Origin of the sequence: Bradyrhizobium sp. 199, assembly GCF_023073355.1 — a bacterium.
GTDB lineage: Bacteria > Pseudomonadota > Alphaproteobacteria > Rhizobiales > Xanthobacteraceae > Bradyrhizobium.
This window is the reverse complement of record NZ_JADPJI010000002.1, coordinates 1,434,266-1,457,994: the sequence shown is the minus strand read 5'-3', so window position 1 is coordinate 1,457,994 and position 23,729 is coordinate 1,434,266. Positions and strand designations below refer to the sequence as shown.

The 23,729-nt window shown below is 61.8% G+C and carries 20 protein-coding genes and 1 tRNA gene; 7 read left to right on the top strand and 14 right to left on the bottom strand.

What is annotated here, in order from left to right; genetic code table 11:
• The first annotated feature begins 76 nt into the window (after positions 1 to 76).
• Both IVB28_RS06910 and IVB28_RS06905 read left to right on the top strand, forming a co-directional pair.
• Positions 77 to 877: an SDR family oxidoreductase gene (locus IVB28_RS06910; RefSeq protein WP_247525362.1), complete on the top strand. Its 801-nt coding sequence runs from the start codon at positions 77 to 79 to the stop codon at positions 875 to 877.
• Between the two features lie 255 nt (positions 878 to 1,132).
• Positions 1,133 to 2,293 carry an iron-containing alcohol dehydrogenase gene (locus tag IVB28_RS06905; protein WP_247525361.1) on the top strand — a complete coding sequence of 387 codons (1,161 nt, stop codon included), beginning with the start codon at positions 1,133 to 1,135 and terminating at the stop codon, positions 2,291 to 2,293.
• Between the two features lie 57 nt (positions 2,294 to 2,350).
• Here the strand turns inward: IVB28_RS06905 and IVB28_RS06900 are convergent, their stop codons facing one another.
• Genes IVB28_RS06900 through IVB28_RS06880 form a run of 5 tightly spaced genes read right to left on the bottom strand, consistent with a single transcriptional unit; the run spans position 2,351 to position 7,668 of the window.
• Entirely contained in the window at positions 2,351 to 3,355 is a 1,005-nt protein-coding gene (locus IVB28_RS06900; RefSeq protein WP_247525275.1) for a nitronate monooxygenase family protein, read from the bottom strand.
• A gap of 23 nt (positions 3,356 to 3,378) precedes the next feature.
• On the bottom strand, positions 3,379 to 4,566 hold the full coding sequence (locus IVB28_RS06895; protein ID WP_247525274.1) for an acetyl-CoA C-acyltransferase: 1,188 nt from the start codon (positions 4,564 to 4,566) through the stop codon (positions 3,379 to 3,381).
• Between the two features lie 14 nt (positions 4,567 to 4,580).
• Entirely contained in the window at positions 4,581 to 5,711 is a 1,131-nt protein-coding gene (locus tag IVB28_RS06890) for an acyl-CoA dehydrogenase family protein (RefSeq protein ID WP_247525273.1), read from the bottom strand.
• A gap of 23 nt (positions 5,712 to 5,734) precedes the next feature.
• Positions 5,735 to 6,916 (bottom strand): acyl-CoA dehydrogenase family protein, encoded by a 1,182-nt coding sequence (locus IVB28_RS06885; RefSeq protein WP_247525272.1) that lies wholly within the window; start codon positions 6,914 to 6,916, stop codon positions 5,735 to 5,737.
• A gap of 14 nt (positions 6,917 to 6,930) precedes the next feature.
• Positions 6,931 to 7,668: an SDR family oxidoreductase gene (locus tag IVB28_RS06880; protein ID WP_247525271.1), complete on the bottom strand. Its 738-nt coding sequence runs from the start codon at positions 7,666 to 7,668 to the stop codon at positions 6,931 to 6,933.
• Positions 7,669 to 8,014: 346 nt separating this feature from the next.
• Here IVB28_RS06880 and IVB28_RS06875 point away from each other — a divergent pair, with 346 nt between their 5' ends.
• Entirely contained in the window at positions 8,015 to 8,758 is a 744-nt protein-coding gene (locus tag IVB28_RS06875; RefSeq protein ID WP_247525270.1) for an SDR family NAD(P)-dependent oxidoreductase, read from the top strand.
• A complete protein-coding gene (locus IVB28_RS06870; RefSeq protein ID WP_247525269.1) occupies positions 8,758 to 9,435 on the top strand; it encodes a glutathione S-transferase family protein in 678 nt (225 codons plus the stop codon). Before IVB28_RS06875 ends, IVB28_RS06870 begins: the two co-directional genes overlap by 1 nt.
• 128 nt (positions 9,436 to 9,563) lie before the next feature.
• Here IVB28_RS06870 and IVB28_RS06865 read toward each other — a convergent pair whose 3' ends face one another.
• A complete protein-coding gene (locus IVB28_RS06865) occupies positions 9,564 to 10,763 on the bottom strand; it encodes a CoA transferase (RefSeq protein WP_247525268.1) in 1,200 nt (399 codons plus the stop codon).
• Positions 10,764 to 10,839: 76 nt separating this feature from the next.
• Positions 10,840 to 11,472, bottom strand: a complete 633-nt coding sequence (locus IVB28_RS06860) for a 2-hydroxychromene-2-carboxylate isomerase (RefSeq protein WP_247525267.1) — start codon at positions 11,470 to 11,472, stop codon at positions 10,840 to 10,842.
• Between the two features lie 230 nt (positions 11,473 to 11,702).
• Here IVB28_RS06860 and IVB28_RS06855 point away from each other — a divergent pair, with 230 nt between their 5' ends.
• Positions 11,703 to 12,215, top strand: a complete 513-nt coding sequence (locus IVB28_RS06855) for a helix-turn-helix domain-containing protein (RefSeq protein ID WP_247525266.1) — start codon at positions 11,703 to 11,705, stop codon at positions 12,213 to 12,215.
• A 42-nt stretch (positions 12,216 to 12,257) separates the two neighbouring features.
• Here IVB28_RS06855 and IVB28_RS06850 read toward each other — a convergent pair whose 3' ends face one another.
• The 4 genes from IVB28_RS06850 to IVB28_RS06835 all read right to left on the bottom strand — a co-directional run bounded on the left by IVB28_RS06850 (position 12,258) and on the right by IVB28_RS06835 (position 17,741).
• Positions 12,258 to 14,060 (bottom strand): AMP-binding protein, encoded by a 1,803-nt coding sequence (locus IVB28_RS06850; RefSeq protein ID WP_247525265.1) that lies wholly within the window; start codon positions 14,058 to 14,060, stop codon positions 12,258 to 12,260.
• Positions 14,061 to 14,193: 133 nt separating this feature from the next.
• Complete coding sequence (locus tag IVB28_RS06845) at positions 14,194 to 15,393, bottom strand: ABC transporter substrate-binding protein (protein ID WP_247525264.1); 1,200 nt, start codon at positions 15,391 to 15,393, stop codon at positions 14,194 to 14,196.
• Positions 15,394 to 15,901: 508 nt separating this feature from the next.
• On the bottom strand, positions 15,902 to 16,183 hold the full coding sequence (locus tag IVB28_RS06840) for a hypothetical protein (protein WP_247525360.1): 282 nt from the start codon (positions 16,181 to 16,183) through the stop codon (positions 15,902 to 15,904).
• Between the two features lie 349 nt (positions 16,184 to 16,532).
• Entirely contained in the window at positions 16,533 to 17,741 is a 1,209-nt protein-coding gene (locus tag IVB28_RS06835; protein ID WP_247525263.1) for a vanadium-dependent haloperoxidase, read from the bottom strand.
• A 137-nt stretch (positions 17,742 to 17,878) separates the two neighbouring features.
• Between IVB28_RS06835 and IVB28_RS06830 the strand changes: the two genes are divergently transcribed.
• Positions 17,879 to 18,634, top strand: a complete 756-nt coding sequence (locus IVB28_RS06830) for a helix-turn-helix domain-containing protein (protein ID WP_247525262.1) — start codon at positions 17,879 to 17,881, stop codon at positions 18,632 to 18,634.
• A gap of 215 nt (positions 18,635 to 18,849) precedes the next feature.
• On the opposite strand, the gene IVB28_RS06825 is transcribed toward IVB28_RS06830, so the two are convergent.
• Positions 18,850 to 21,405 carry an EAL domain-containing protein gene (locus tag IVB28_RS06825; RefSeq protein ID WP_247525261.1) on the bottom strand — a complete coding sequence of 852 codons (2,556 nt, stop codon included), beginning with the start codon at positions 21,403 to 21,405 and terminating at the stop codon, positions 18,850 to 18,852.
• Positions 21,402 to 22,175, bottom strand: coding sequence for a substrate-binding domain-containing protein (locus IVB28_RS06820; RefSeq protein WP_247525260.1), 774 nt, complete (start codon positions 22,173 to 22,175; stop codon positions 21,402 to 21,404). Before IVB28_RS06820 ends, IVB28_RS06825 begins: the two co-directional genes overlap by 4 nt.
• A gap of 541 nt (positions 22,176 to 22,716) precedes the next feature.
• Between IVB28_RS06820 and IVB28_RS06815 the strand changes: the two genes are divergently transcribed.
• Positions 22,717 to 23,262, top strand: coding sequence for a tyrosine-type recombinase/integrase (locus IVB28_RS06815; RefSeq protein WP_346730715.1), 546 nt, complete (start codon positions 22,717 to 22,719; stop codon positions 23,260 to 23,262).
• Positions 23,263 to 23,480: 218 nt separating this feature from the next.
• Here the strand turns inward: IVB28_RS06815 and IVB28_RS06810 are convergent.
• Positions 23,481 to 23,556: transfer RNA gene (locus IVB28_RS06810), tRNA-Lys, on the bottom strand.
• Between the last annotated feature and the right edge of the window lie 173 nt (positions 23,557 to 23,729).

Below are 23,729 nucleotides of genomic sequence, written 5' to 3'. Positions count from 1 at the left end.
AGGACGGGCCAGCGTTGTGATTGAGAGTCTGGCCGAGCTTCATTCGCCGACCAACAAACAGATGAGGACGAGAACGATGTCGAATGAAGCAATGAACAGCTTCGCCGGAAAATGGGCTCTGATCACGGGAGCGTCGAGTGGCCTCGGCCTTGAATTTGCAGATCTGCTGGCGGCGCAGAAAGCCAATCTCGTCTTGGCGGCCCGACGGCAGGAGCCGATGGAAAAGCTTGCCTCCGATCTCCGCCGCAAATACGGCGTGGAAGTGCTCGTCGAGGCGATCGATCTTGCCGCGCCGGGCGCGGCCAGCCGACTGAAAAGCAATCTCGACGAGAAGTCGCTGGCCATCGACATCTTGCTGAACAATGCCGGCTACGGCTTACACGGCGATTTGCTGGACACACCGATCGAACGCACCGCGGACATGATCCAGCTCAACGTCACGACGCTCACGGAGCTGACCTATCTTTTCGGCCGCGACATGGCCAAGCGGCGGTCTGGACATATCCTTCTCGTCGCCAGCCTCCTGGCCTTCCAGGCCGTTCCCAGCTACGCGGCCTATGCGGCGACCAAGGCTTATGTACTCGCCTTCGGCGAGGCCCTGCATGAAGAACTCCGCCCGCACGGCGTGGTCGTTACCAGTCTCTGCCCGGGGCACACCGCGACTGGTTTCGATGCGGCGGCCGGCGCAACCACATCAGCCATGCTGCGGCTTCTCACCATGAAGCCGCGTCCGGTTGCCGAGAGCGGCGTTCGGGCGCTCTCGCAGGGAAAGGCCATGGTGATCCCTGGCCTGGCGAACAACATGGCTGCGTTTTCAAATCGCCTGACGCCGCGATCGATGCAAAGGGCCACGATGAAAAGAATAATGGACGCTTGAGGCCTGGAGCGGTTGCGTGTGGGCGCCGTCGAAAAGCTTAGGCCTCTGTCGAGCACCCGTCCGAGCTGGCTCGCCTGATATTGGCGGCAGCCATCCATGATCAGCGATAGCGAACGCCTTTAATCCGGCGACGGCAAGTGTCGCCATCTAACCGTTCAAGCACGCCGCAGGGCTCCGGCTTGCCGAGATGCCGACTCGAACTTGAATGATAATCATCATATAACGCCCATGTCGGGTATCTATTGGGAGGAAGAAATGCGCAGAACCGGTGTACATAATTTTCCGGCAATTGACCGTGTCGTTTATGGCAAAGCCGCCTCTGAAGCTATCCGCGACGAGGCGGAGCGACTTGGCGCAAAGCGCGTCTTCCTCATTGCCAGCAGAACCCTGAACTCCAAGACCGACGAAATCGAGAAGATCCGGCGTGCACTTGGCGACAAACATGCAGCAACCTTCGACGGAATTGCGCAGCACACGACGCGCAAGCAGGCAGCCGAAGTCGCCCTTCACGCAAAGGAGATGCGAGCCGATCTCGTCGTGGCGGTCGGCGGAGGCTCCGCGGTCGATCTCGCCAAGATCGTCATCATGGCGATGGAGCACGATATCCGCGATGAAGCGGGCTTCGATCCCTTTCCGATGGGACCGGGCGTGAGCCAATCTCCTTTCCGCGCGCCGACGGTCCGGCAGATTGCCGTGCCCTCGACGCTGAACGGCGGCGAATACAATGCCGCAGCGCTCGTCACCGACGAGCGCCAGAAGCTGAAGCAGATTTTCTTTCACCCACAGATGATGCCGCTGGCGATCATTCTCGACCCCGCCCTCACGCTTCATACGCCGACAAAGCTCTGGATGGGATCGGGCACACGCGCGATGGATCACGGCATCGAGGCATTGTGCTCGCCGGCCGGCACTCCCTTGGCCGACGAAGTCATCCTGGCGGGCATCCGCACGTTGCGTGAGGGAATGCTCCAGACCTTGCAACAACCTGATGATCTCGAGGCACGCCGCTTGTCACAATACGGCTCTTGGCTCGCCTCGTTCGGGCTGCAGGCCCGCGTCCCCATGGGCGCAAGTCACGGCATCGGCCACGTGCTTGGCGGCACGTTCGACGTTCCCCACTACTATTGCACGCCCGTCATCATGCCCAGCCTTCTTCGCTACAACAAGCCGTTCACCGAAGATGCGCAGAAGCGTTTGGCGGCGGCTCTGGGCGCTCCGGGTGACGAAGCCGCAGATGCCTTCGCCGAATTCACTGGGAGGCTCGGGTTGCCTGGGCGACTCGCCGAGGTCGGCATCGGTGAAGACAAGTTCGATCAGATCAGCAAGATCGCGATCAATCATCGCTTCGTAAAAGCCAACCCGCGCCCCTTCAAAGAGGAAGCCGACATCGTCGATCTGCTGCGAATGGCCGCGTAGCAGCGGCGCCTCGCTCGCAGGCACCGGCGCTTGACGCGCCGATCCCGGGTCGTGGCCTCACGCCACCTTGCGCGCGGCCCCGCTGTCGGCGTCAAGGAATCCGGTCAGCCTGCCCCTGATCAGGCGCTCGGCATCCGCCATGATGCGGTCGATCAGTTCCTTCACGGTCGGAATGTCGTGAATGAGCCCGACAACCATGCCGCAGCTCCAGGCGCCCGCGTCCATGTCGCCGTCGATCATCACCTTGGGATAGACGCCCGCCACCTGGTCATGGATGTCCTCGATCTTGAGGCTCTTGCCCTTCTCTCGCTCGACCTCGAGCAGGTGCTCGACACCCTTGTTGTTCAGGACCCGCTCGGTGTTGCGGAGCGCGCGCATGACCAGCCTTGTATCGAGCTCCGACGCCGCGACCAGGGCCTTCTTGACGTTCTCGTGCACCGGCGCTTCCTTGGTGGCGATGAAGCGCGTGCCCATGTTCATGCCCGCGGCGCCCATCGCCAGTGCCGCAACCAGGCTGCGCGCGTCCGCCATGCCGCCCGAGGCAACGAACGGGATCTTCAGTTCCTCGGCCGCGCGCGGCAACAGGATCATGTTCGGCATGTCATCCTCGCCGGGATGACCGCCGCACTCGAAGCCGTCGACGCTGACGGCATCGCAGCCGATCTGCTCCGCCTTCAGCGAATGCCGGACGGAGGTGCATTTGTGGATCACCTTGATGCCGCCCGCCTTCAGGGCCGGCATGTACTGTTCGGGACTGCGTCCGGCGGTTTCGACGATCCTGACGCCGCCCTCCCTGATCGCAGCGATGTATTCCGGATAGGGCGGCGCGCTGAAGGTCGGCAGGAACGTGAGGTTCACGCCGAACGGCTTGTCCGTCATGTCGCGGCAGCGCGCGATCTCCTTGGCCAGCAATTCCGGCGTCCGCTGCGTCAGGCCCGTGATCAGGCCGAGGCCGCCCGCGTTGGAGACCGCCGCCGCCATTTCGGCGAAGCCGACATAGTGCATTCCGCCCTGGATGATCGGGTGCTCGATGCCGAACAGTTCAGTGATCGCTGTCTTCACGAATGATCTCCCCGTATTCCCGCTTAATGGATGATTTCGAACAAGCCGGCTGCGCCCATGCCGCCACCGATGCACATGGTCACCACGCCGTACTTCGCCTTGCGCCGGCGGCCCTCGATCAGGAGATGGCCGGTCAGCCGCGCCCCCGTCATGCCATAGGGATGACCGATCGCGATCGAGCCGCCATTGACGTTGAGCTTGTCCGGGTGGATGCCGAGCTTGTCGCGGCAGTAGATCACCTGCACCGCATAGGCTTCGTTGAGCTCCCAGAGATCGATGTCGTCGATCTTGAGGTTATGGCGCTTGAGCAGCCGCGGGATCGCGGCGACCGGCCCCACGCCCATCTCGTCCGGCTCGACGCCAGCGGCGACGAAGCCGCGGAAGATGCCGAGCGGCTTGAGGCCCTTCCTGGCTGCAATCTTGTCGCTCATGATTACACAGGCCGAGGCACCGTCCGAAAGCTGGCTCGCATTGCCCGCGCTGATTGTCTTGCCCTCGAACACCGGCTTGATCTTGGCGAGGCCTTCGGCGGTGGTTTCGGGACGCGGGCCTTCGTCTTTGGTGAGCGTCACCTGCTCGTAGGAGACCTCCTTGGTGTCCTTGTTGAACAGCGCCATCCTGGTCGTGAACGGCACGATCTCATCGTTGAAGCGGCCGGCCTGCAGCGCAGCGCCGACGCGGCGCTGGCACTCGAGGCTGTATTCGTCCTGCTTGTCGCGGCCGATCTTGTAGCGCTCGGCGACGACCTCGGCGGTATCGAGCATCGACATGTACATTTCGGGCTTCATCACCATCAGCTCTTCGTCGACGGCGTGGAATTTATTCATGTGCTCGTTCTGCACGAGGCTGATCGACTCGATGCCTCCGCCGATCGCGATCTCGACTCCATCAAGCATGACCGAGCGCGCGGCCACCGCGATGGCCTGAAGACCGGACGCACATTGCCGGTCGATGGTAGTGCCGGCGACTGTCGCTGGCAGGCCGGCACGGATCGCGCCCTTGCGCGCCACGTTCATCACCATGGTGCCCTGCTGCATCGCGCAGCCCATGACCACGTCTTCCACCTCGCCCGGCGCGATGCCGGCGCGTTTTACGGCTTCGGCCATCACGTGCCCGGCCAGGGTCGGGCCCTCCGTATTGTTGAGCGCGCCGCGGTAGGCTTTGCCGACGGCCGTCCGGGCCGTGGAAACGATTACTGCTTCAGTCGTCATGTCTGCCTCGCTGCTTACGCGGCCGCGTCCAGCTGCGCGTAACGCAGCACATGGAAGGCGGGATCGCCGAACTGGATGTTGATGGAGGAGATTCGCTTGAAATAGTGCCCGACGTTGAGCTCGTCGGTCATTCCCATGCCGCCGTGAAGCTGCACCGCCTGGTCGGCGACGAATTTTCCGGCATCGCCGATCTTCGACTTGGCACCGGAGGCGAGCCGCGACAGTGCGGAATCGCCGGCACTGAGGCTGAGGCTCAGATGCTGCATCAGGGAGAGCGCTTCCTGATGGGCGATGAACATGTCGACCATCCGATGCTGCAGCACCTGGAACGAGCCGATGGTGGTGCCGAACTGCTTGCGGGTCTTGGAATAGTCCAGCGTCGCCGCGTTCAGCTCACCGATCGCGCCGACCGTTTCCGCGCAGAGCGCGCCGATGGCGCGGTCGCGGCACGCTTCCAGCGCGGCAACGCCCTTGCCTTCCACTCCCAGCAATTGCCCGCGGGCATCGCGCAGACTAACCTCGGCGGCCCGACGGCCGTCGATCGTCTTGAAGCTCTGGAGATCGACGCCGGTCGCGCGGCGATCGACCACGAACAGGCTGACGCCGCCGCGGTCACGATCGTCGCCGGAGGTCCGCGCCGAGACGATCAAATAGTCGGCCCAGGGCGCGGCGACCACCATGGTCTTCGCACCGGTCAGGACGTAGTCGCTCCCCTCGCGCCGCGCCCTCGTCGTGACATTGGCAAAATCGAAGCGCGATGCCTTCTCCGTCCAGGCCAGCGTCCAGATTTTCGAGCCGTCGACTATACTTGGGATGAAGCTTTGCTGCTGCTCCGGCGAGCCCATTTGCTCGATCAGTCCGGCGGCCACCACCACCGTTTCGAAGAAAGGCTCAACCACGAGGTGACGGCCGAACTCATGCATGACGATCATGGTCGACAGTGGACCGCCGCCGAGACCGCCGGCACCCTCGGAGAGCGGTGCAGCCAGCAGGCCGAGCTCGGCGAAAACCGCCCATTGCTTCCGGCTGAAGCCCTCCTCGCTCGCCACGATCTTGCGCCGCGCCTCGAAGTCGTACTGGTCGCGCAGCAGGCGCTGGACGCTGGATCGCAGCAATTCCTGCTCTTCCGTGAACTGAATATCCATCCGGTCCTCCCGATCCGCCGTGGCTAGAGCCCGAGCACGGCCTTGGCGATGATGTTTCGCTGGATCTCGTTGGATCCGCCGTAGATGCTGAGCTTGCGCGCGTTCAGATATTTCTCCGACGCGGTATGGCCGTAATCGGGGCCCGGCATGAAGCGGTTGGCGCTGACCGGATGCTCGCGGATGGCCAGGCCGTAATTCCCGATCGCGCGATGGGTGAGCTCGGTGATGTTCTGAAATATCTCGGTGCCGCGGATCTTGAACAGCGAGGCCGCGGGACCAGGATCTATGCCACGCGCCATCTGGGCGACGACGCGCAGCTCCGTCGCCTCAAGCGCGAGCACGTCGAGCTCGATGCGGGCGATGTCCCGCAGAAACTCCAGATGCGCGGGATCGTCGGCCGGGATCTCGGCCTTCACAATCTTCTTAAGCCTGCTGATGTAGCGGGTGGACCGGCCGATGCCGGCCATGCTGGTGCGCTCGTTGCCCAGCAGGAACTTGGCGTAAGTCCAGCCTTTGTTCTCTTCGCCGACCAGATTCTCGACGGGCACGCGGACGTCTTCGAGGAAGACGTCGTTGACCTCGTGGCTGCCGTCGATCGTGATGATCGGCCGCACGGTGACGCCGGGCGACTTCATGTCGATCAGCAGAAAGGAGATTCCGGATTGCGGCTTCGCGGTCGGATCGGTGCGCACGAGGCAGAAGATCCAGTCGGCATGCTGCGCCAGCGTGGTCCAGGTCTTGTGACCGTTGACGATGTAGTGGTCGCCGTCACGCACCGCCTTCGTTCTGACGGTCGCGAGGTCCGAGCCCGAGCCCGGCTCCGAATAGCCCTGACACCACCAATCCTCGCCGGACAGAATGCGCGGCAGAAATTTCTTCTTCTGCGCCTCGTTGCCGAACGTGTAGATCACCGGCCCGACCATGGTGACGCTGAACGCGAGCGGCGGCAGCGTGCCTGCGCGAGAGGTTTCCTGCTCGAAGATGAAGCGCCGCGTGACGGACCAGCCCGGGCCGCCATACTCCTTGGGCCAGAGCGGCGCGAGCCAACCCTTCTTGTGGAGGATCCGGTGCCAGAGCAGCGACTGCTCCTTCGTCAGGTCGGTCTCCGGATTGGGAACGCGCATTTCCTGCGGGTAGTTCTCCGCAATGAAGGTGCGGACCTCGTCACGAAACGCGGCGTCCTCGCGCGAAAGGTTGAGCTCCATCGTAGCAGGCCCCGCTACCACTTCTCGCCGAAGGGACGGATCTCGAGCTCGAAGGTCCAGGCGCTGCGCGGCTGCTGGTAGAGCTGCCAATAGGATGCTGCGACGGAGGACGGAGGCATCAGCGCATCCGGATCGTCCAGCGCGTTGGGCCCGAGAGCCTCCAGCCGGCGTTGCCGAACCCACTCGGTATCCACGCCGGAATCGATGATGAGATGCGCGACGTGAATATTTTTCGGACCAAGCTCGCGGGCCATTGCTTGCGCGACGGCGCGAAGGCCAAACTTGGCGCTCGCGAAAGCTGCATAGCCGCTGCCGCCGCGGAGCGAAGCCGTCGCCCCGGTAAAGAAGATGTTGCCACCCCCGCGCGGCAGCATCAGGCGGGCCGCCTCGCGCCCGGCCAGAAAGCCGGAATAGCACGCCATTTCCCAGACCTTCCGGAAAACGCGCTCAGTAGTATCCAGAACCGGGAAGTTGACGTTCGCACCGATGTTGAAGATGCAGACTTCCAGCGGCGCGTGTTTGTCCGCATCATTGAGGAAGGAGACGATTTCGTCTTCCTTGCGCGCGTCGAGCGAACGGGCGTGAACCTCTCCTCCGGCAGCCTCTATATCTTTAACGAGCGGAGCCAGCTTGTCGCCGTTACGACGGCCGGCGAAGACCGTGAACCCTTCTGCTGCGAACTTTTTGGCGATCTCGCCGCCGATGAAGTCGCCCGCGCCTATCACGGCCGCAGTTGCGTTTCTCTTTTGCAAGGCTCGTCTCCCGGTTAGGTTGGATCTGTCGAAGCTATTCCGCAAAGGGCGGAGCGGCTAGCCAATAGCAGTCGCGGGCCATGAGCATGCGGCCATCTGCCGTATCGGTTGCGCTTGAAAGAGCCATCACTGCCAACCTCCCGGATGATGAGCGCATGTCCTTTGCCGCAGCGCATTCCTAAATCCGATCTAACGTTCTTTTTTAGAACTCGTCAATTGCTATTTTGCGCCATCCTGGGCCTGCCGGAGAATGCGGCAACGGACCTGCCGTTTTGAGTGTTCTTTACAACTCGCCACGGAGCAATTACCAATACGTTCCAAATAAGAACGTAGCGGAGGAAAGAGAATGATTGAGAGCCGCGGCGTGGCGATCCTGGTGGGCGCGGGCGATGCGATCGGCGCGGCCGTCGCACGGCGTTTTGCCGAGGGCGGCTATACGGTTTGCATCTGCCGGCGCGACGCCGCCAAATCCCAAGGGCTTGTGGACGAACTGACCGCCGCCGGCCATCGCATCCACGCTTTCAGCGTCGATGCGCGCCAGGAGGCCGAGGTCCAGAAGCTCTTTTCCGACATCGAAAGCAATATCGGACCGATCGAGGTCTGCCTTTTCAATGCCGGCTCGAACGTCAACAAGCCTCTCCTGGACACCACGGAAAAGCTGTTCTTCAAGGCTTGGGAGCTGGCCTGCTACGCTGGATTCCTCGTGGGCCGCGAGGCCGCGCGTGTCATGACGCCGCGGGGGCGCGGCACCATTTTCTTTACGGGCGCGACGGCCAGCATTCGCGGCGGCAAGGGCTTCGCCGCGTTTTCCTCTGCGAAATTCGGGCTTCGCGCGGTGGCCCAGGCCATGGCGCGCGAGTTGGGCCCGAAGAATATCCACGTCGTCCATCTCATCATCGACGCGGGCGTCGACAGCGAGGCTATCCACCAGCGCATGAAAGCGGCAAAGGGGATCGAGGCAAGCGAGATCCCGCCGGACAGCCTGACGAAAACCTTCTCCATCGCAGAAGCCTATTGGTTCGCGCACCAGCAGAGCCGCGACGGCTGGACCCATGAACTCGATCTTCGTCCGTCGGTGGAGAAGTGGTGATGAGGGCGACACCCGATCTCACGCTCTGGGGCGCCGGCACCAGCCGCACCGTCCGTGCACACTGGGCGATGCACGAACTTGGCTTATCCTATCAGGTCAAGCCAATCGGACCGCGGACAGGCGAAACCAAGACCGCTGAATACACCAGGCTCAATCCCCGCCAGAAGATCCCGCTGCTTCAGGACGGTGATTTCTGCATCGGGGAAAGCGCCGCGATCGTCGCCTATCTATCGCGCATGTATTCCACGCCGGAACGCTCTTTGATTCCTGAAGCTCCCCGCGACTACGCCGCATGGCTTGAATGGTGCTTCTTTGTCGTGGCCGAGCTGGATTCCACGAGTCTTTACGTCATGCGCCGCCATCGGGCCGACGCACTGGGACATATCTATGGCGTTGCGCCCGAGGTCGTCGCTCAAGCCGCCGAATATTTCCGCGGGCAGCTGCGCCACGTCGAAGTCGCCCTGGCTGACGGCCGGCCGTTTCTCATGGGCGAGCGCTTCAGCAGCGCGGACATCCTCCTGACAACGTGCCTCGACTGGGCCATCGCTTACGGCGTCGGCATTTGCGACAATGCGCAGCCCTACCTCGAACATATCCATCGACGAGAAGCCTATCAGCATGCGGTCGCAGCAAATGCTCCGGTCGCTCCCATGGCAGCGGCGCCGGCAAAAGCCTGAAGAGCCGATTGCCGGCCGACGAAAGGCCTTGGGCTAGAGCATGATCCGGAAAAGTGCGCAGCGGTTTTCCGAAAGATCATGCTTAAACAACAATCTAAAGCGCGATGGCATCTTAATCGCATCGCGCTTTAGACGGCCGCGCGCAGGGCCCGCTCCGCGATCATCTTGTCGATGGCGCGGTCGTCGTACCCGAGATCGCGCAGCACCTCGCGCGAGTGCTCGCCGACCCGGGGAGCCGGCCCGCCGATCGCGGCCTGGTTGACCTCGAAGCGGGCCGCCGGCTTCGGCTGTCGCACCCGGCCGACCTTCGGCTGGTCAAATTCGGCAATGATGCCGCGCGCGACGACCTGTTCATTGTGAATGATTTCGCCCCGACGCAGGATCGGCGCGCAAGGCACATCCGCCGCGTCCAGCCGTTCCAGCCATTCGGCTGTCGTATGCTGGCTGATGTATTCCGCCATCCTGTTGATCCGCGCGGTGGCATTGACCGAACGCGCCGCCGGCGTGGCAAAGCGGGTGTCCTTGGCCAGTTCAGGATCGCCGCAAGCGCGGCAAAAACCTTGCCATTCGGAATCGGAAATGGTGCCTGCGGTGATGTAGCCGTCGCGCGTCTTGAACACCAGGTCGGGCCGATCATTGGGATCGGCCGCGGCCGCCTCGGCGCCGACCACGGTGTATTGCATCATGCCTTCCGGCCACAGATACGAGATCATCGCATCCAGCATCGCCACCTGAATGTGGTCGCCCTGCCCCGTCTTCTCGCGCGCGTAGAGCGCCGCGGCCACCGCCTGAGCGGTGAACACCGCGGTGGTCTTGTCGCAGACGATGGTGCGGATCATCTGCGGCCGGTTGGTGACCGGCTGCGACTGAATATCGGCGAAGCCCGACAGTGCCTGAACGATCGGATCATAGACGCGCTTCTTGACATACGGGCCGGTATCACCGACGCCGCTGATGGAGACGTAGATCAGGCGCGGATGGCGCTGGCGCAGTTCCTGAACGCCAAGACCGAGACGTTCCATAGTACCCGGCCGGAAATTCTGCACCAGGACGTCGGCCTGCGCGAGCAGTCGGGTCAGCACTTCGCGCCCCGACGGGCTCTTGACGTCGATCGACAACGAGCGCTTGCCGCGGTTCGAGGAGATGAACAACGCGGAGAACTCGCCCTCCTTGTCGATGGTGGCACGGCTGCGGCGGGTGATGTCGCCGCCGATCGGCTCGATCTTCAGCACGTCGGCGCCCTGGTCCGCCAGAAACATGGTCGCGAACGGGCCCGACACCACGCCGGTCAAATCGAGCACGCGAACGCCGTGAAGTGGGCCGGGCATAGGCATTCTCCCTGATGTAATTTTGTTTTCTAATCCGAGCGTGGTTTTCGCCACCCATCCCGGACGGTCGGCGCCGTCAGGCCGTCTTGGGAACAGGTTGTCGTGTTTGCTCGACGATCGACTCCTCGACGTCGCGGATCTGGTCCTTGCCGAAGAACATTTCCTTTCCGACGAAAAAGGTCGGAGAGCCGAATGCGCCTCGGCTGACGGCGTCGGTGGTCAGATCAATCAGCCGCTTCTTGACGTCATCCTGCTGCGCGCGCGCCATCAGCCGGTCGATGTCGAGGCCCGAGGAAGCAAACGCGCTGCGGAAGATTTCGAGATCGTCCATTTTCTTCGGCTCTTCCCACATGTGATGATAGGCGGCGCGAAAATACGGCTCGAACATGCCCTCGAACTGGGCGGCGACAGCGCCGCGCATCAGCATCAGCGTGTTGACCGGAAAGAAGGGATTTTGGCGAAATTTCGTGATGTTGTGGCGTCGGATGAACCGCTCAGTCTCGAGCGCCTGATATTCCGGCTTGTTCTTGATTCCGCGCAGCGATTCGAACGGCGACATATTGCCGGTCGCCTTGTAAATTCCGCCAAGCAGAACCGGGACATACGCGAACTTCACGCCGGTCCGCTGCTCAATGCCGGGAATGGCCACTTCCGCCAGATAGGCGTTCGGACTACCGAAATCGAACTGGAATTCAACCTTCAAGGTCATCGCGGCTTCTCCGGAGATCGCATGGCGGGCACTGGCGATCCCATCGCCAGCCTCAACTCTTCTACCTTATAGTTCTAAAATGGAACTGTCAAACATGCCTGTCGTCTACTGATTTCCCCCGCCTCGACGGGGATTGTCTGGAATTTAGTACCTATCTAGAATGCAAGGGACCGCACTGGCCTCTGCGAAGATTCGGATCGAGCCCAGGCCGGCACGACTGGAGTGTGTGGATGAAGTGGAAAGAACTCGAGGAAGAGCCGTGTTCGATGGCCCGAACCATCGGCGTGATCGGCGATCGCTGGACGCTTCTGATCCTGCGCGAATGCTTCCTGCGCACGCGCCGCTTCGAGGGATTTCAGTCGGCGCTGGGAATCACACGGCACTTGCTCGCCGAGCGGCTGAAAAAACTGGTTCGGCAGGGCATCCTGCGCCGCATTCCCTACCAGGAATCGCCCAAGCGCCACGAATATATCCTGACTCAGAAGGGCATCGACCTCTATCCGATCATGATGGCGATCGTCCATTGGGGAGATACTCATATGGTCGACGAGCGCGGCCGCCCCTTGCTGCACCAGCACCGCAAATGCGGAAAGGACTTCGATCCGGTCATGGTGTGCTCCGAATGCGGCGAGCCGCTGTCGGCCAAGGAAGTTCATACGCACCCGGGGCCGGGTGCCCGCAGCCTCCCGGAGAAAAGCGCGCTGGAGACCAGGAAGGCAAAGGCGCGCTCACGCGCCGCTTGAGACGGCAGCGCGCGGCATGCTGCCGCAACGCTGAACTCGTTCCTACACCACCACCACACCGCGGCCCGGTTCGCTCGTGTAGAGGCGCTCAACCTGTTCGGACCGAACTTTCAGCACGGCACGCTGGTTGACGTAGGCCTTGTCGGTGATCTCTCCCGCAGCCATTGATGGCGGATCCTTCAGCAGAGAGAAGGAACAGATTTTTTCGCTGCTCCCGACGGTCTCGTTATAGTCCCGAAGACGATCCCTCAGAAATTGAATCACGAGACGATCGCCAGTCAAATCCGCGGCTTGGCCGTTCGAAAGTCGTGCAGCCTCGGTCGGATTCAACCAGCACAGCAGCGCGCACGCCTCGCGATTTTCGCCCGCAACGACAATGTCGAGCAAGACGCCGCGGGTCGCGGCCAGGATTGCCGCGCGCAAATTTCCAATCGAGACCCAGGTGCCGTTTGCAAGCTTGAAGTTCTCGGAGATCCTCCCGGTAAAGCGAAGACCCCGCTCAGGCTTCTGCGGATCCAGAAACGAGACGGTATCGCCGATGCGGTAGAAGCCCTCTTCATCGAAAGCCTTTTCCGTCAACTCCGGTTGGCCGAGATAACCGGGTGTGACGTTGGGTCCCTTGACCCTGACCTCGTAGGTGTCGGTAACGGGAATCAGCTTGAGCTGAAGTCCCGGCGCGGGAAGACCAATCTCCCCCGGCTGATCCGTTGCCCAATGGGTCGTACTGATCGTCGGGGCGGTTTCGGTCGTGCCGTAGCCTGACATCACCGGGATTGACCGTCCCGTGATCGACGATGTCAACCGGTACAGTTTCTCAAGCGTGCCCTGCGAAATTGCAGCTCCGGCGTAGCTCAAGCGATCCATCCGCTTGAACACGCTGGCGCCAAGGTCGCGGTCTTTCTCGATCGCGTCGCATAAGAGATTGTAGCCGGCGGGCACATTGAACATCGCGGTCGGCGAAATCTCCCTGAGATTGGCAATCGTTTTGTGAAAGAGCTGCGGCATCGGCCGCCCATCGTCGATATAGAGGGTCCCCCCGTTCTTGAGGATGCCGTGAAGGATGACATTGCTGCCCATCGTATGGTGCCAGGGCAGCCATTCAACCTGCACCGGCGCAGCCGGAGGTGACACGAGCAGGCTCCCCATCTGCAGGGAGCTTGACATCATCCGGTGGGTGTTGAGCACTCCTTTGGGGAAGCCGGTCGATCCGGACGTGAAGAGGATCTTGGCGACCGCGTCGCAAGGCACCTCACGCGATGCCCGCGCGAATCCGTCGCTCCCGGTCCGCTCGGTCAGAACCTTGAAAGGCACTGTGTCCGGCGCACCATCGACGCTGATCCAGCTCGCAGCTGCCAATTCGGGAATGGCCCGGCCAGCGGAAAAGTCGCGGCCGCTTTGAGCGAACACGAAGCTCGGGCGCAGTACTTCCGCGATGTCCTTGAGACGCGCAAGCCCCCCGGGCATCAGCGTGTAGTTTGGCGATATCGGCGCCAGAACGACCCCGATCGACATCGCCGCAAACGAGATCACCGCGTTCTCGATGGAGTTTCCGGACAGGACCGCAAGCTTGTCGGCCGGCTTTGCGCCCATGTCGATCAGGCTTTGGCCGGCCGCCTGAACCTGCGACCATGCCTCCGCATAGGTGATCTCGTCCCATCCTCCCTTCGCATTGCGCTGCGCAAGGAAAACCCGGTCCGGAACGGCATCGGCCCAGCGTGGAAGAAAATCGGTGATGCGCCAATCGCACGGCTCCCACTCAAGCGGCGAGCTCAAGATAAGTGTGCCATCGATCCGACGATCGATCGAAACCTCACGTGGTGCAAACGTCAGTGCCGTCGTCGACATCGAAAATGATCTCCCGAATTGCTGAAAGGCGACCGCACACGGTGCATTCCTGTAGCGCTCACCGGCGGCGGGCCGGCGCAGAGCAAGCTCGCACGCGGCTCGCGCCGCGTCCGCTATTCTGGCTGTCGCCAATTCATTCGGACTTGGCGTCCAACACCTCGCTGAAGGCTTCCCAGGTCGAGCCGGTCCAGCGCTGCAGCCGCATCTGCGTCCAGATCATGTTCTCGGACTCGCTGGTGTTCACCTTGATCCCCGGCAGCGCGGTCGGGACGACGAACTCTCTGAGGTTCTTGGCCTGCGCCAGAACGTTCTTGTGGGACAGATCATTGCCGCATTGTTGCAGGATCTGCTCAAGCAGGACGCCTTGCTGATAGCCGGTGAGATAGCTGCCGTTGGTGATATCGACGCCAGCCAGGTACTTGTCGAGAAAGGCCCGATAGGCTTGCATGGCGGGATCGTCTTTCCAGGTCGGATCCACCACGTCCTTGTTGATGGTACCGACGATCACGCCGACCGATTTGTCGAGACCCGCCGGCGCAAGGGTGCCGCCGACCGAACCGGACGGAAAGTTGATGATGACGGTCGCCTTCCAGCCGATTACCGAAGCTTGCCGGATCGCCTGCGCGGCGAATTTCGGCGTTCCCGCGATCATCAGGGCCTCGGCACCGGAGCTTTTCAGGGTCGTGATCTGCGAATCGACGGTCGGCTCCGTGACCTCATAGGACGCGCTGACGACCCTTCGATCGTAATCCTTTCCGAGAAAGGACTTGAAGGCATTGACATAATCTTTGCCGAGATCGTCGTTCTGATAGAGGATCGCGTATTTAGCGCTCGGCAGCGTCTTGGTCAGATACTTGGCGTAGATCTTTCCCTCGGTGTCGTAGCTGACGAGGCCGGTCGTCGTCAGCGGGTAATTGGCAACGTCCGTGAACTTGGACGAGCCGCTGATGATTGCGATGCTGGGCACCCCTTTCGCCCTCAAATATTTTGCCGTGGCCGAAAGGCCCGGCGTGCCGAGCTGCCCGAACATGAATGCCACTTCATCGCTCTCGACGAGCTTGCGGACGTGCTCCACCGCCTTCGGAGGGCTGTAGGCATCGTCATAGGCGATGTAGTTGATCTTGCGGCCGTTGATGCCGCCGCGGTCGTTTATTGATTGAATGTAGGCGATAAGGCCCTTGCCGACGAGACCGATCGATGACGCCGGCCCGCTGAACGGAAACACCCCACCGATCTTGATCTCGGTTGCGGTAACTCCGGGCTCGTCAGCTGCAAACGCCGGGCTACTCAAAAGCAAAGCCAGAGCCGCAAGACTCTTCCATTTCGCCAACATGGCTCGTCCTCCCTGATGCGCACCCCTCCGGGCACGTCATTGTGTTCTGTCGCGTCACCCGGCTGCCCGCCCGGCGACTTCGGAGCGAACTGCGCGCCTCGCTGTCCAGGATGTGTTCGTCAGTGCGCGCGGTGAGCCCTGCGGCCGTTGAGCTCGGCCGTCTCGCTCGCGAAACCTACAGTTCTTTTTCAGAACTAGTCAAGCGCATTCATGTGATTGGTTGACGCGGAGCCGTGCGGCTACGTTCGGTAAGAAGTGCTGGTCTTATTGGAAAGGGGGCAACGAGGCGGCCAAAAGCGCCATCAACCGGAATTCCGGCGTGGGAAACGTAAGATGCGGAGCACTCGAGTATATTAATTCTATTACTGAACTTACCAGATGTCGTCTGCGGCCGGGCGGGCGCGGGCCTTGGAGCGCGAACAGTCAGGCACCCGCTGAAAGCCGCATCTCAGATCATGGTGCTCCGCATGAAGCAGCGGACCCGCGGGTGACCGTCGATGTAGTAGTTCTACCCCATGGTCCGCGCGGTCTTGTTCGGCTGTGTGACCACGGCGCCGTCGGGCACCATCACCCACTCGCCATCGATGCGCATCCAGTAGTGCCCGTGGTCGGATTCCCAATCGATGTCCGCGACCATGTAGCCATCGGCTTCCGAACAGCATGACCCGAAGTCGCTGGACAGGCTCTCGAACCATTCCTTCAGCAATGAATCGGCATAGCGCCCATCGTCGCGAGCCGGCGCAGACATCGCCAGCATGATCAGTGCCGACGACCACACGATCCGCCTCATGGCTGGGATACCCGGCTCCCAGCCGTATATCGCGGCGTGTCGCAGGACGAAGTCGTAAACGCTGAGCGGCGGCTTGCCGGTGACTTTCTTCACATCCGACGTCAAGAGGTCATAGCGGTTTGCTGCTTGAGAAGGGCCATTGTCGCGAGATGGGCGAGTGCATGTGGTGACAACCTCCCGCTGGCCTCGAGCTGCTTGCGCCAGGGTTCCCAAGGCACGTTCACGTAGTTGATGGGATGACCGATCGCCAGATCGAGGAGAATTCCTGATCCTGATCACTGCCGTGGAGTAGAAGGCTCGCAGCACGGTGCCCCGAGTCTGGAATTCCTTCAGAAGGCGAACGTGTCCGTTAGCGCTTGGTCTCGATCGGGCGCATGTAATTTGCGACCACGTACTGCCCAATCTCCATCCCCATCTCCCGGCCCACCCTGGCCGAGGATCGGTAGTGGAATCCAGCCCAAACTCTCGCATCCGATACTTCAGCGACGAAGGTGTTGAGGTCCGTCCAATGACGCGTGATCCCAGGTGCGGTCGTGCTGGTCATCGTTATCTCAGTGAAGCGGGAGCTGCCGAGCACGGACTCCAGCACCGCGCACATGCTCGCGGCCTGGATGCAATGCGCACAGGGATATTCGGGATGCATGGGCGTCTCGGCAATGGGCCGCCAAGTCGCGTCACGCTCGGTCGCCGGGTTGCTATCGTTGTCGCCGTGGCGGATCGCCGTGATCGGCCGCCAGAAGTTGTAATGATATTTCGCCTCAAAGACGGCCGTTAGACTGTCGGCGCGGGCAACCGCAACCAAGGCAAACAAACGGGCGTCATCCACGATCTCCGTCGCTGTCGTAGCCGCCAGTGACCTAACCAGAGGATAGAAGACGTCTCCGCCGATCGAAAGCCAGAACCGGGCGGCATTCGTCTGCTCTGCGGTGCGGGAGGTGCTGTCCTGGCGGCCCAAGGCCTTTATTTCGTTGAAGTCGGCGGCCCATTCGGCGCTCGCAAGCGCGACCGGCGGGCCCGGACGGAATTGCGATGTGCTCTTCATTGCGAAGGGCTTCACATTGGTCCAATGAGCAACGAACATCGGAGGCGTTGGAGCATAAACTCCCGGCGTTACGGCCGGTCTATACGCCTCCGGAGCGCTAGATCCGTCGTTCTCTCTCGACTCCATGACTTTCGCTGCCACCGTCTCGCCTATCTTGATCCCCTCCGCTTTAGGAGGGCCGTCTGGGATGCGATCGAGATCGGCGGCGAGAAGCGCCTTGAATTCCGGCGCGGACGCAGGATTGAGGGATATGATAATTGCCGCCGCGGCCGCAGCTACCGCGGCTTCCGTCGATGCCGAGGTGCTCGCGGGCAACTGGACCAAATAGGGAGAATATCGCCTATCGATTGAATTCGCGGCATCGAACATCGCGACATGCATCATCGCAAGCGCACGTTCGGCTGGCGGTGGACCAAGTTTCTGAAGAAGCACCCACTTCACCGCGCGCTCGTTCCAATTCGCCACGACCCCCGCAAAGGCACCGTCGGCGAAACAGGCAAGCGTCAACGCAACCATTGTGCAATGCAATGTGGCTCGCATCGGACCCTCCAGGAAGATTAAGGACGCACCCGGAGGCAAGCATTAGGCCCCTGTCCGCCGCTAGTCTGAAATTCGAACTGGTCGACGTGGGCCAGAAATGATCAGATACCTTCATGCAAAGCGGATACGACCAATTTTGCCCGATTGCGAAGACGGCCGAGATCATGGCCACCCGGTGGACCCCCTTGATCCTTCGCGAGTTGATGGCCGATCATCGTGCATTCAACGACATCCATCGCGGCGTACCGCTGATTTCGAGGGCCGTCCTGGTTAGCCGCCTTCGCGAGCTCGAGGATCAGGGCATAGTCGAGCGGCGGGTGCGCTCTAATGGATCGGGAAAGGAATACTGGCTAACGGAAGCAGGCGAGGCCCTCCGTGCCATCATTAGCGAGATGGGCCATTGGGGGCTGGTGCACGCACGTGATGCAATCAAGCCTACCGACCTCGATCCGTTCTTTCTGGTTTGGGGTTTTCGCAAGCGTGCTGCCGGTGAGAGCATCACCCGTCGGGTAGTCGCTCGGTTCGAATTTTCTGGCGTTCCGTCGAACCGGACAAAGTATAGGATCCTTTGGCTCGTCCTGGACCCCGGCGGCGTGGACGTCTGTGCAAAAGACCCCGGCTTCGATACGGACGTCATTTTTCGCGGCAACATCGCCGACTTCGTTGCCGTATATCTTGGCCATGCGATGTGGCGAGACGTGGAAGGGAAGGCAATCACAGTAGAGGGAAATCGCGAGTTGTGCAGGCTGGTCCCGTGCTGGATACGGCTCGACAAGGTAGTCGGGCTCGACTTTCCGGTGGTACGTGGAATAAAGCGGCAGCGGGCGGATGCGGTCCCTTCCAAGGCTCCACCGCAAAGCTTGCCGTAGGTGCATCACCGCTTTGAAAAAGTCTCACATCGTGTGCCGTTGAGCACGAGTACCCACCCGTCCAATTTCGCCGATCCATAAGCGCAGAGCACTCGCGACTTTGCTTCGCAGGTGAGTGCTCAGGTCTCGCTTCGTGGAAGCTCGGTACCTGACCGACCAGCGCACGAGATCAGCGCGGCCGCCGCGGGCACCCCGCTAGGTTCATCCGAGGTACGTCACCGACCCGCCCGGCCTGACCGCTGCTGCGCCGGCGTTGCAGGAGTCGTCCCATTGGCGGAAACAAGGTCGCGCAACACCATTTCCACCTCGTGGGCGGGCCGAGGCCTGCTGAACAGATAGCCCTGCGCCTCGGTGCACCCCTCGACGTGGATCCGCCGAAGCTGATCGGTCGTCTCGACGCCCTCCGCTGTGACCGACATTCCAAGGGAGCTGCCCAGGCTGGCGATCGCCCGCACGATGGCGATCGATTCCGGCGCGTCGGAGAGCTCGCGAATGAAGGATTGGTCGATCTTGATCTTGTCAAACGGGAAGCTGCGCAGATAACTGAGGCTGGAATAGCCCGTTCCGAAATCGTCCATCGAGATCCGCGCGCCGAGTTCGCGCAGTTGGTCGAGGATCGCGATGGTTGCCTCGGTGCTTTCCAGAAGCGCGCTCTCCGTGATCTCCAGTTCCAACCGATGCGCGGGGAGCCCGGACCTCGCCAGCGCCGATACTACGTCGAACACCAGCGTGCCGCTCTTGAACTGCACGGGCGACAGGTTGACCGCGAGCTTGATGTCGCCGGGCCAATTCATAGCGTCCTGACAAGCTCGTTGCAGCACCCAGCGGCCGATCGGAACGATAAGCCCGATCTCTTCGGCGAGCGGGATGAAGTCCGCGGGCGATACCAGCCCGCGGGCTTGGTGCCGCCACCGCAAGAGGGCCTCGAAACCGGAGACCCTGCCGGATTTCAGGTCGAGCAGCGGCTGGTAGAAGATCTCGAACTGGTTAAGTTCCAGTGCTTGACGGAGTCCCATCTCAAGCACACGCCGTTCCTGCATGGTCGCATCCATGTCGGATTCGAAGAAGCGATACGCATTGCGGCCGTCTTTCTTGGCGCGGTACAGCGCGATGTCGGCTTTCTTCAGCAGGATGTCCGGGTCATCGCCATCGTCCGGCGCGAGGGCGATGCCCACGCTCGCGCTCACGATTACCTGATGGCCGTCGATGTCGTACGGCTGGCCGACGGCCTTGATGATCTCTGTGGAGAGGGTTGTCGCATCCACCGGCTGAGCCCCATACTGCACCAGCGCGAACTCATCGCCGCCGACTCGGGCGACCACGTCCAAAGGCCCAAGGCAGCCTCGCAGCCGGTCAGCGACGGCCTGCAGCAGGGCGTCCCCGGCGGGATGGCCGAGCGTGTCGTTGACGGATTTGAAGCGGTCGAGATCGACGCACAGCACGGCGGCACGCTCACCTGGCGCGATTGTGCCCAGAATTCCTTCGAGCTCTTCGCGGAACTTGACCCGGTTCAACAACCCGGTGAGCGCGTCATGATGCGCCATATAGGCGATCCGCGCTTCCGCCCTCCGGCGCTCGGTGATGTCCTCATGGGTAGCAACGAAGCCACCGGACGCCATCGGCCGGTAGGAGATTGCGATCGCCTGGCCGTCACGCATCTCCTGCACGTAATACCAAGGTCCACCTTCGGCCAAAGCTTTCGCACTTTCCCGCAGGAACCCCGGCGCTTCGTTCAGTTTGAGTGAAGCGCGATGATCCAGAATGCGGGCGAGATCGGTGCCCGCAACCGTCAGCTCGGGCCCGAGCTCGTAGAGCTCCGCATAGCGGCGGTTGCAGACGATGAGCTTCTGTGCGGCATCAAACATCGACAGTCCCTGCGGCATGTTGCTGATCGCCGCCTCAAGCCGCCGATACTGAGTGTTAATCTCCGCTTCCGAGCGCGCCATCAATTCGCGGCGAGCCTCGGCGAGCTCTTCCATCGTGAGATCGAAGGCACGGGCCAGTGTGCCGACTTCGTCATTGCGCCGCGCAAGGTCCGCGTTGCCGATCGGGTCCGGGTTTCCGGTCTGCCGTATCCTGATCATGTGACTGGTCAGCCGGAGAACGGGATCGACAAAGTAGCGCTGCACCAGCCAGAAGCCGAAGCCAGCGGCGAGCAGCGCGGCCACCAGGGCGAGCGGCGTCGTGACCCAGGCGAGCTCGGAGCTGCGCCGCAAATCGCCGCGGGCCTTTTCCGAGGTGGAATTGACATTTGAGGTCACGGCGTCGAGCATGGTGATCAACGCGCCATTGGCCGGCTCGAAGTAATCATGGACCAGCGCGAGCGCAGTCGATTGCGCGAAGCTCCTCGCACAGATCACGATCCTGCCCGTGATTGTGGACAATTCGCCGCGGATGGCGGCGATTTCCGTCGCGGTGCTGCGCGAGACGACCTGCTCGTTGCGGGCGAGCTGTGCCAAATTGGCGTCGATGCCAATGTCGATGTCGGCGATCTCCTGCCGGTAGCGCTCCACGTTGTCGAGATTGAGCTCGGCCGGAATACGCGTGACAATGCCATGCTCACGCTCGATCAGCACGCGGATTTCCGCCAGTCGCTGCGCCGCCGCCATTGCCGTGTCGAAATCCTTTTCGGCGCGGCCGACGGCGGTAACCAGCGTGCTTCCGAGCACGAGCGCCGCGATCAGGGCCGGCACGGCCGCGGCGGCAAGGGCGAGCATGGTCTTGCCCCGCAGGCTCCGCCCACCGAACAAGCCTGTTTGGCCAACGATCATGGCTTGGCTGCGGTGATCGCCGCTTCGGCCACGCTCACGACATCCGGCGACGCATCCTTGCGATAGGCGAGATAGAGATGAAGCGGCAGCTTCACGTCGGTATCGAGCACCTTGAAGCGGCTCCGCTCCGGCACGTCATGCGCCGTCGATATGTTGCTGATGGCGCCCGGCGCCTGCGCGACAACGATGGCAGTCTGGTTCGTGTTCTGCACCACCCGCAGATCGGGGGTGTAAGAAATCGCCAGAGCATCCCGGATCAGATGGAAAGGGGAACTGGTCGGCTCGACAACGACCAGGACTGGCTGATTGTTGCCGCCAAACTCCGCCCAATTCTTGACTTTGCCGGAATAGAGGTCGGCCAATTGCGCGCGGCTCAGGCTGAGCAACGGATTGCTGGGATGTACGATGAATTGCACGTATGCGTCGCCGACGTGACGTTCCACAAGTTGGGACGCCTCGACGGAGCCCGGACTCTTCCGGTTGAGCACCGCCGCGGCGGACGCAAGCGGCTCCGCCAGCATGGCTATGTCGGCCCTGCCCGAGGCCAGATCGCCAAGGCCGTGTATGGTGCTGCTTGGAAGGACGGTGATCTCGCGACCAGACAACCGCTCGATGATCTGCCGTTGCGGCATGACCAAGCCGAACGCAACCGTGGTGGCGCCACTGATCTTGATTTCTCCTGAATGCGCCGCCGCCGGCTGAAGCACCGCCCCGCATGCCACCAACATAGACGCGGCGACACGAAATGCGTACGTGCCCTTGCTCGACATGAAACTGTTCCCACCCACAATAAGCAGAAAGTGTCCGTGCGGCGCTAAAACGAGGAGTTAACGAGGACCTCGGCCGACCTGCAAAGATTCCGCAGTGGTTAAGGACTGCTTCGTGAGCTCGACCGCGCCGGAGCCCGAGCGGGCTTCCCCGGTCACTCTGACATACTACCATGAGAACGCCCGCCAGAGGCGCGACCTGCTACAGCGCGCGCCGACCTCGCTCGCCATCAGCAACGGCATTCCTGCTCCAAACGGATCACTCGTGGTCCGCGAATTCGGGATAGTTTGATCGGCTGAGAATCGCGCCACGTCGGTTGACTGTTAATCCGCATTCAAGGGGCGGTGGGCCTTGCTGTAGCGCTCGTCTCGTCGGAGCTTGCCGGGATAGCGGAGGCGAAACGAGCGCGCGGGTGGCATGGTCGTCGTCTACCGTGGCTGGGTGCTCAGCAACCCGGTCCTGTCGTCCATTGCGGTCTTGGGCACTTCAGTCCGCGCCAGATGAGCGGTCCTCCTGGTGAGGGTCCGTCCCAAAGAATCGCCGATGACAAGTCCGTCTCCAGCGCAACTGCAGACGCGACCTCGGAGTGCCGGTTGTAGGCGCGTCAGTTCGATGAGCTCCCAGAACAAACGCGATGCTTCAACTTGCGCTTCGAACAGGTCGATGCCGATATCATCAAGGAAATCGGCTCGCTCTGTGACGTCCCCCGCAACTGGTTCGGACCGCGGCGCGTACCGATCCCGCTCGGGCTGCCGCTCAAGGCCGCCCTTGACGCTTCGCTCAGCGGAGAAGCGCTCAGCCGTCACCATCTTGGTCAACTCGTTTGGCCGACCTTGGACGGAGGACGGTTTCCGGACAAGCTGGGACAAGGCATCCAAAAGGACTTCGCTAAAGGACTTGCACTTCCACGATTTGCGCGGAACCGCTGTCACATGGCTAGCGCTGTCGAATTGCTCGGTGCCCGAGATTGCCGCAGTAACAGGGCATTCCACGCAGATACTCGATGCGCACCATCTTGGCGGCCGAGTAGAGCTTGCGCAGTCAGCGATCAAGAAGCTCAGTCCAGTTTACGGACAAGCGCCGAAATAAAGGTTTGGGATGTGGATTGGATTCCAGGTGAAGGCGTTCATAGGCCGCCGAGGCTTGTGCGTGGGAGAGTGCTCCACGACGCCGAGAACGAGGTAACCGCTGCAGTGACGCGCAGCCATCCCGCCATGAGATACGTGCGGATGAGCACGAAAACCGAACGAAACTCCCAACTGAAAGGTCCGTTCTGGGGCGCAGCTTTGGTACGCCTTTGTTTGGTTTGGTGGGCGCACCAGGGCTCGAACCTGGGACCCGCTGATTAAGAGTCAGCTGCTCTACCAACTGAGCTATGCGCCCGAAAGGCCGTCAAAGCCTTGCGAGGCCGGTCGTTTAGCAAAGCGATCCTGGTCTGGCAAGCGATCGGACGCAAGTTTTCCAAGGTTCTTCCACAGGTCCGGAAAAGCGAAAAGCCGCTGGATTCCAGCGGCTTCGCCAAGGTTAATCCCGGGATTAATCCCCGCAAAAACCTG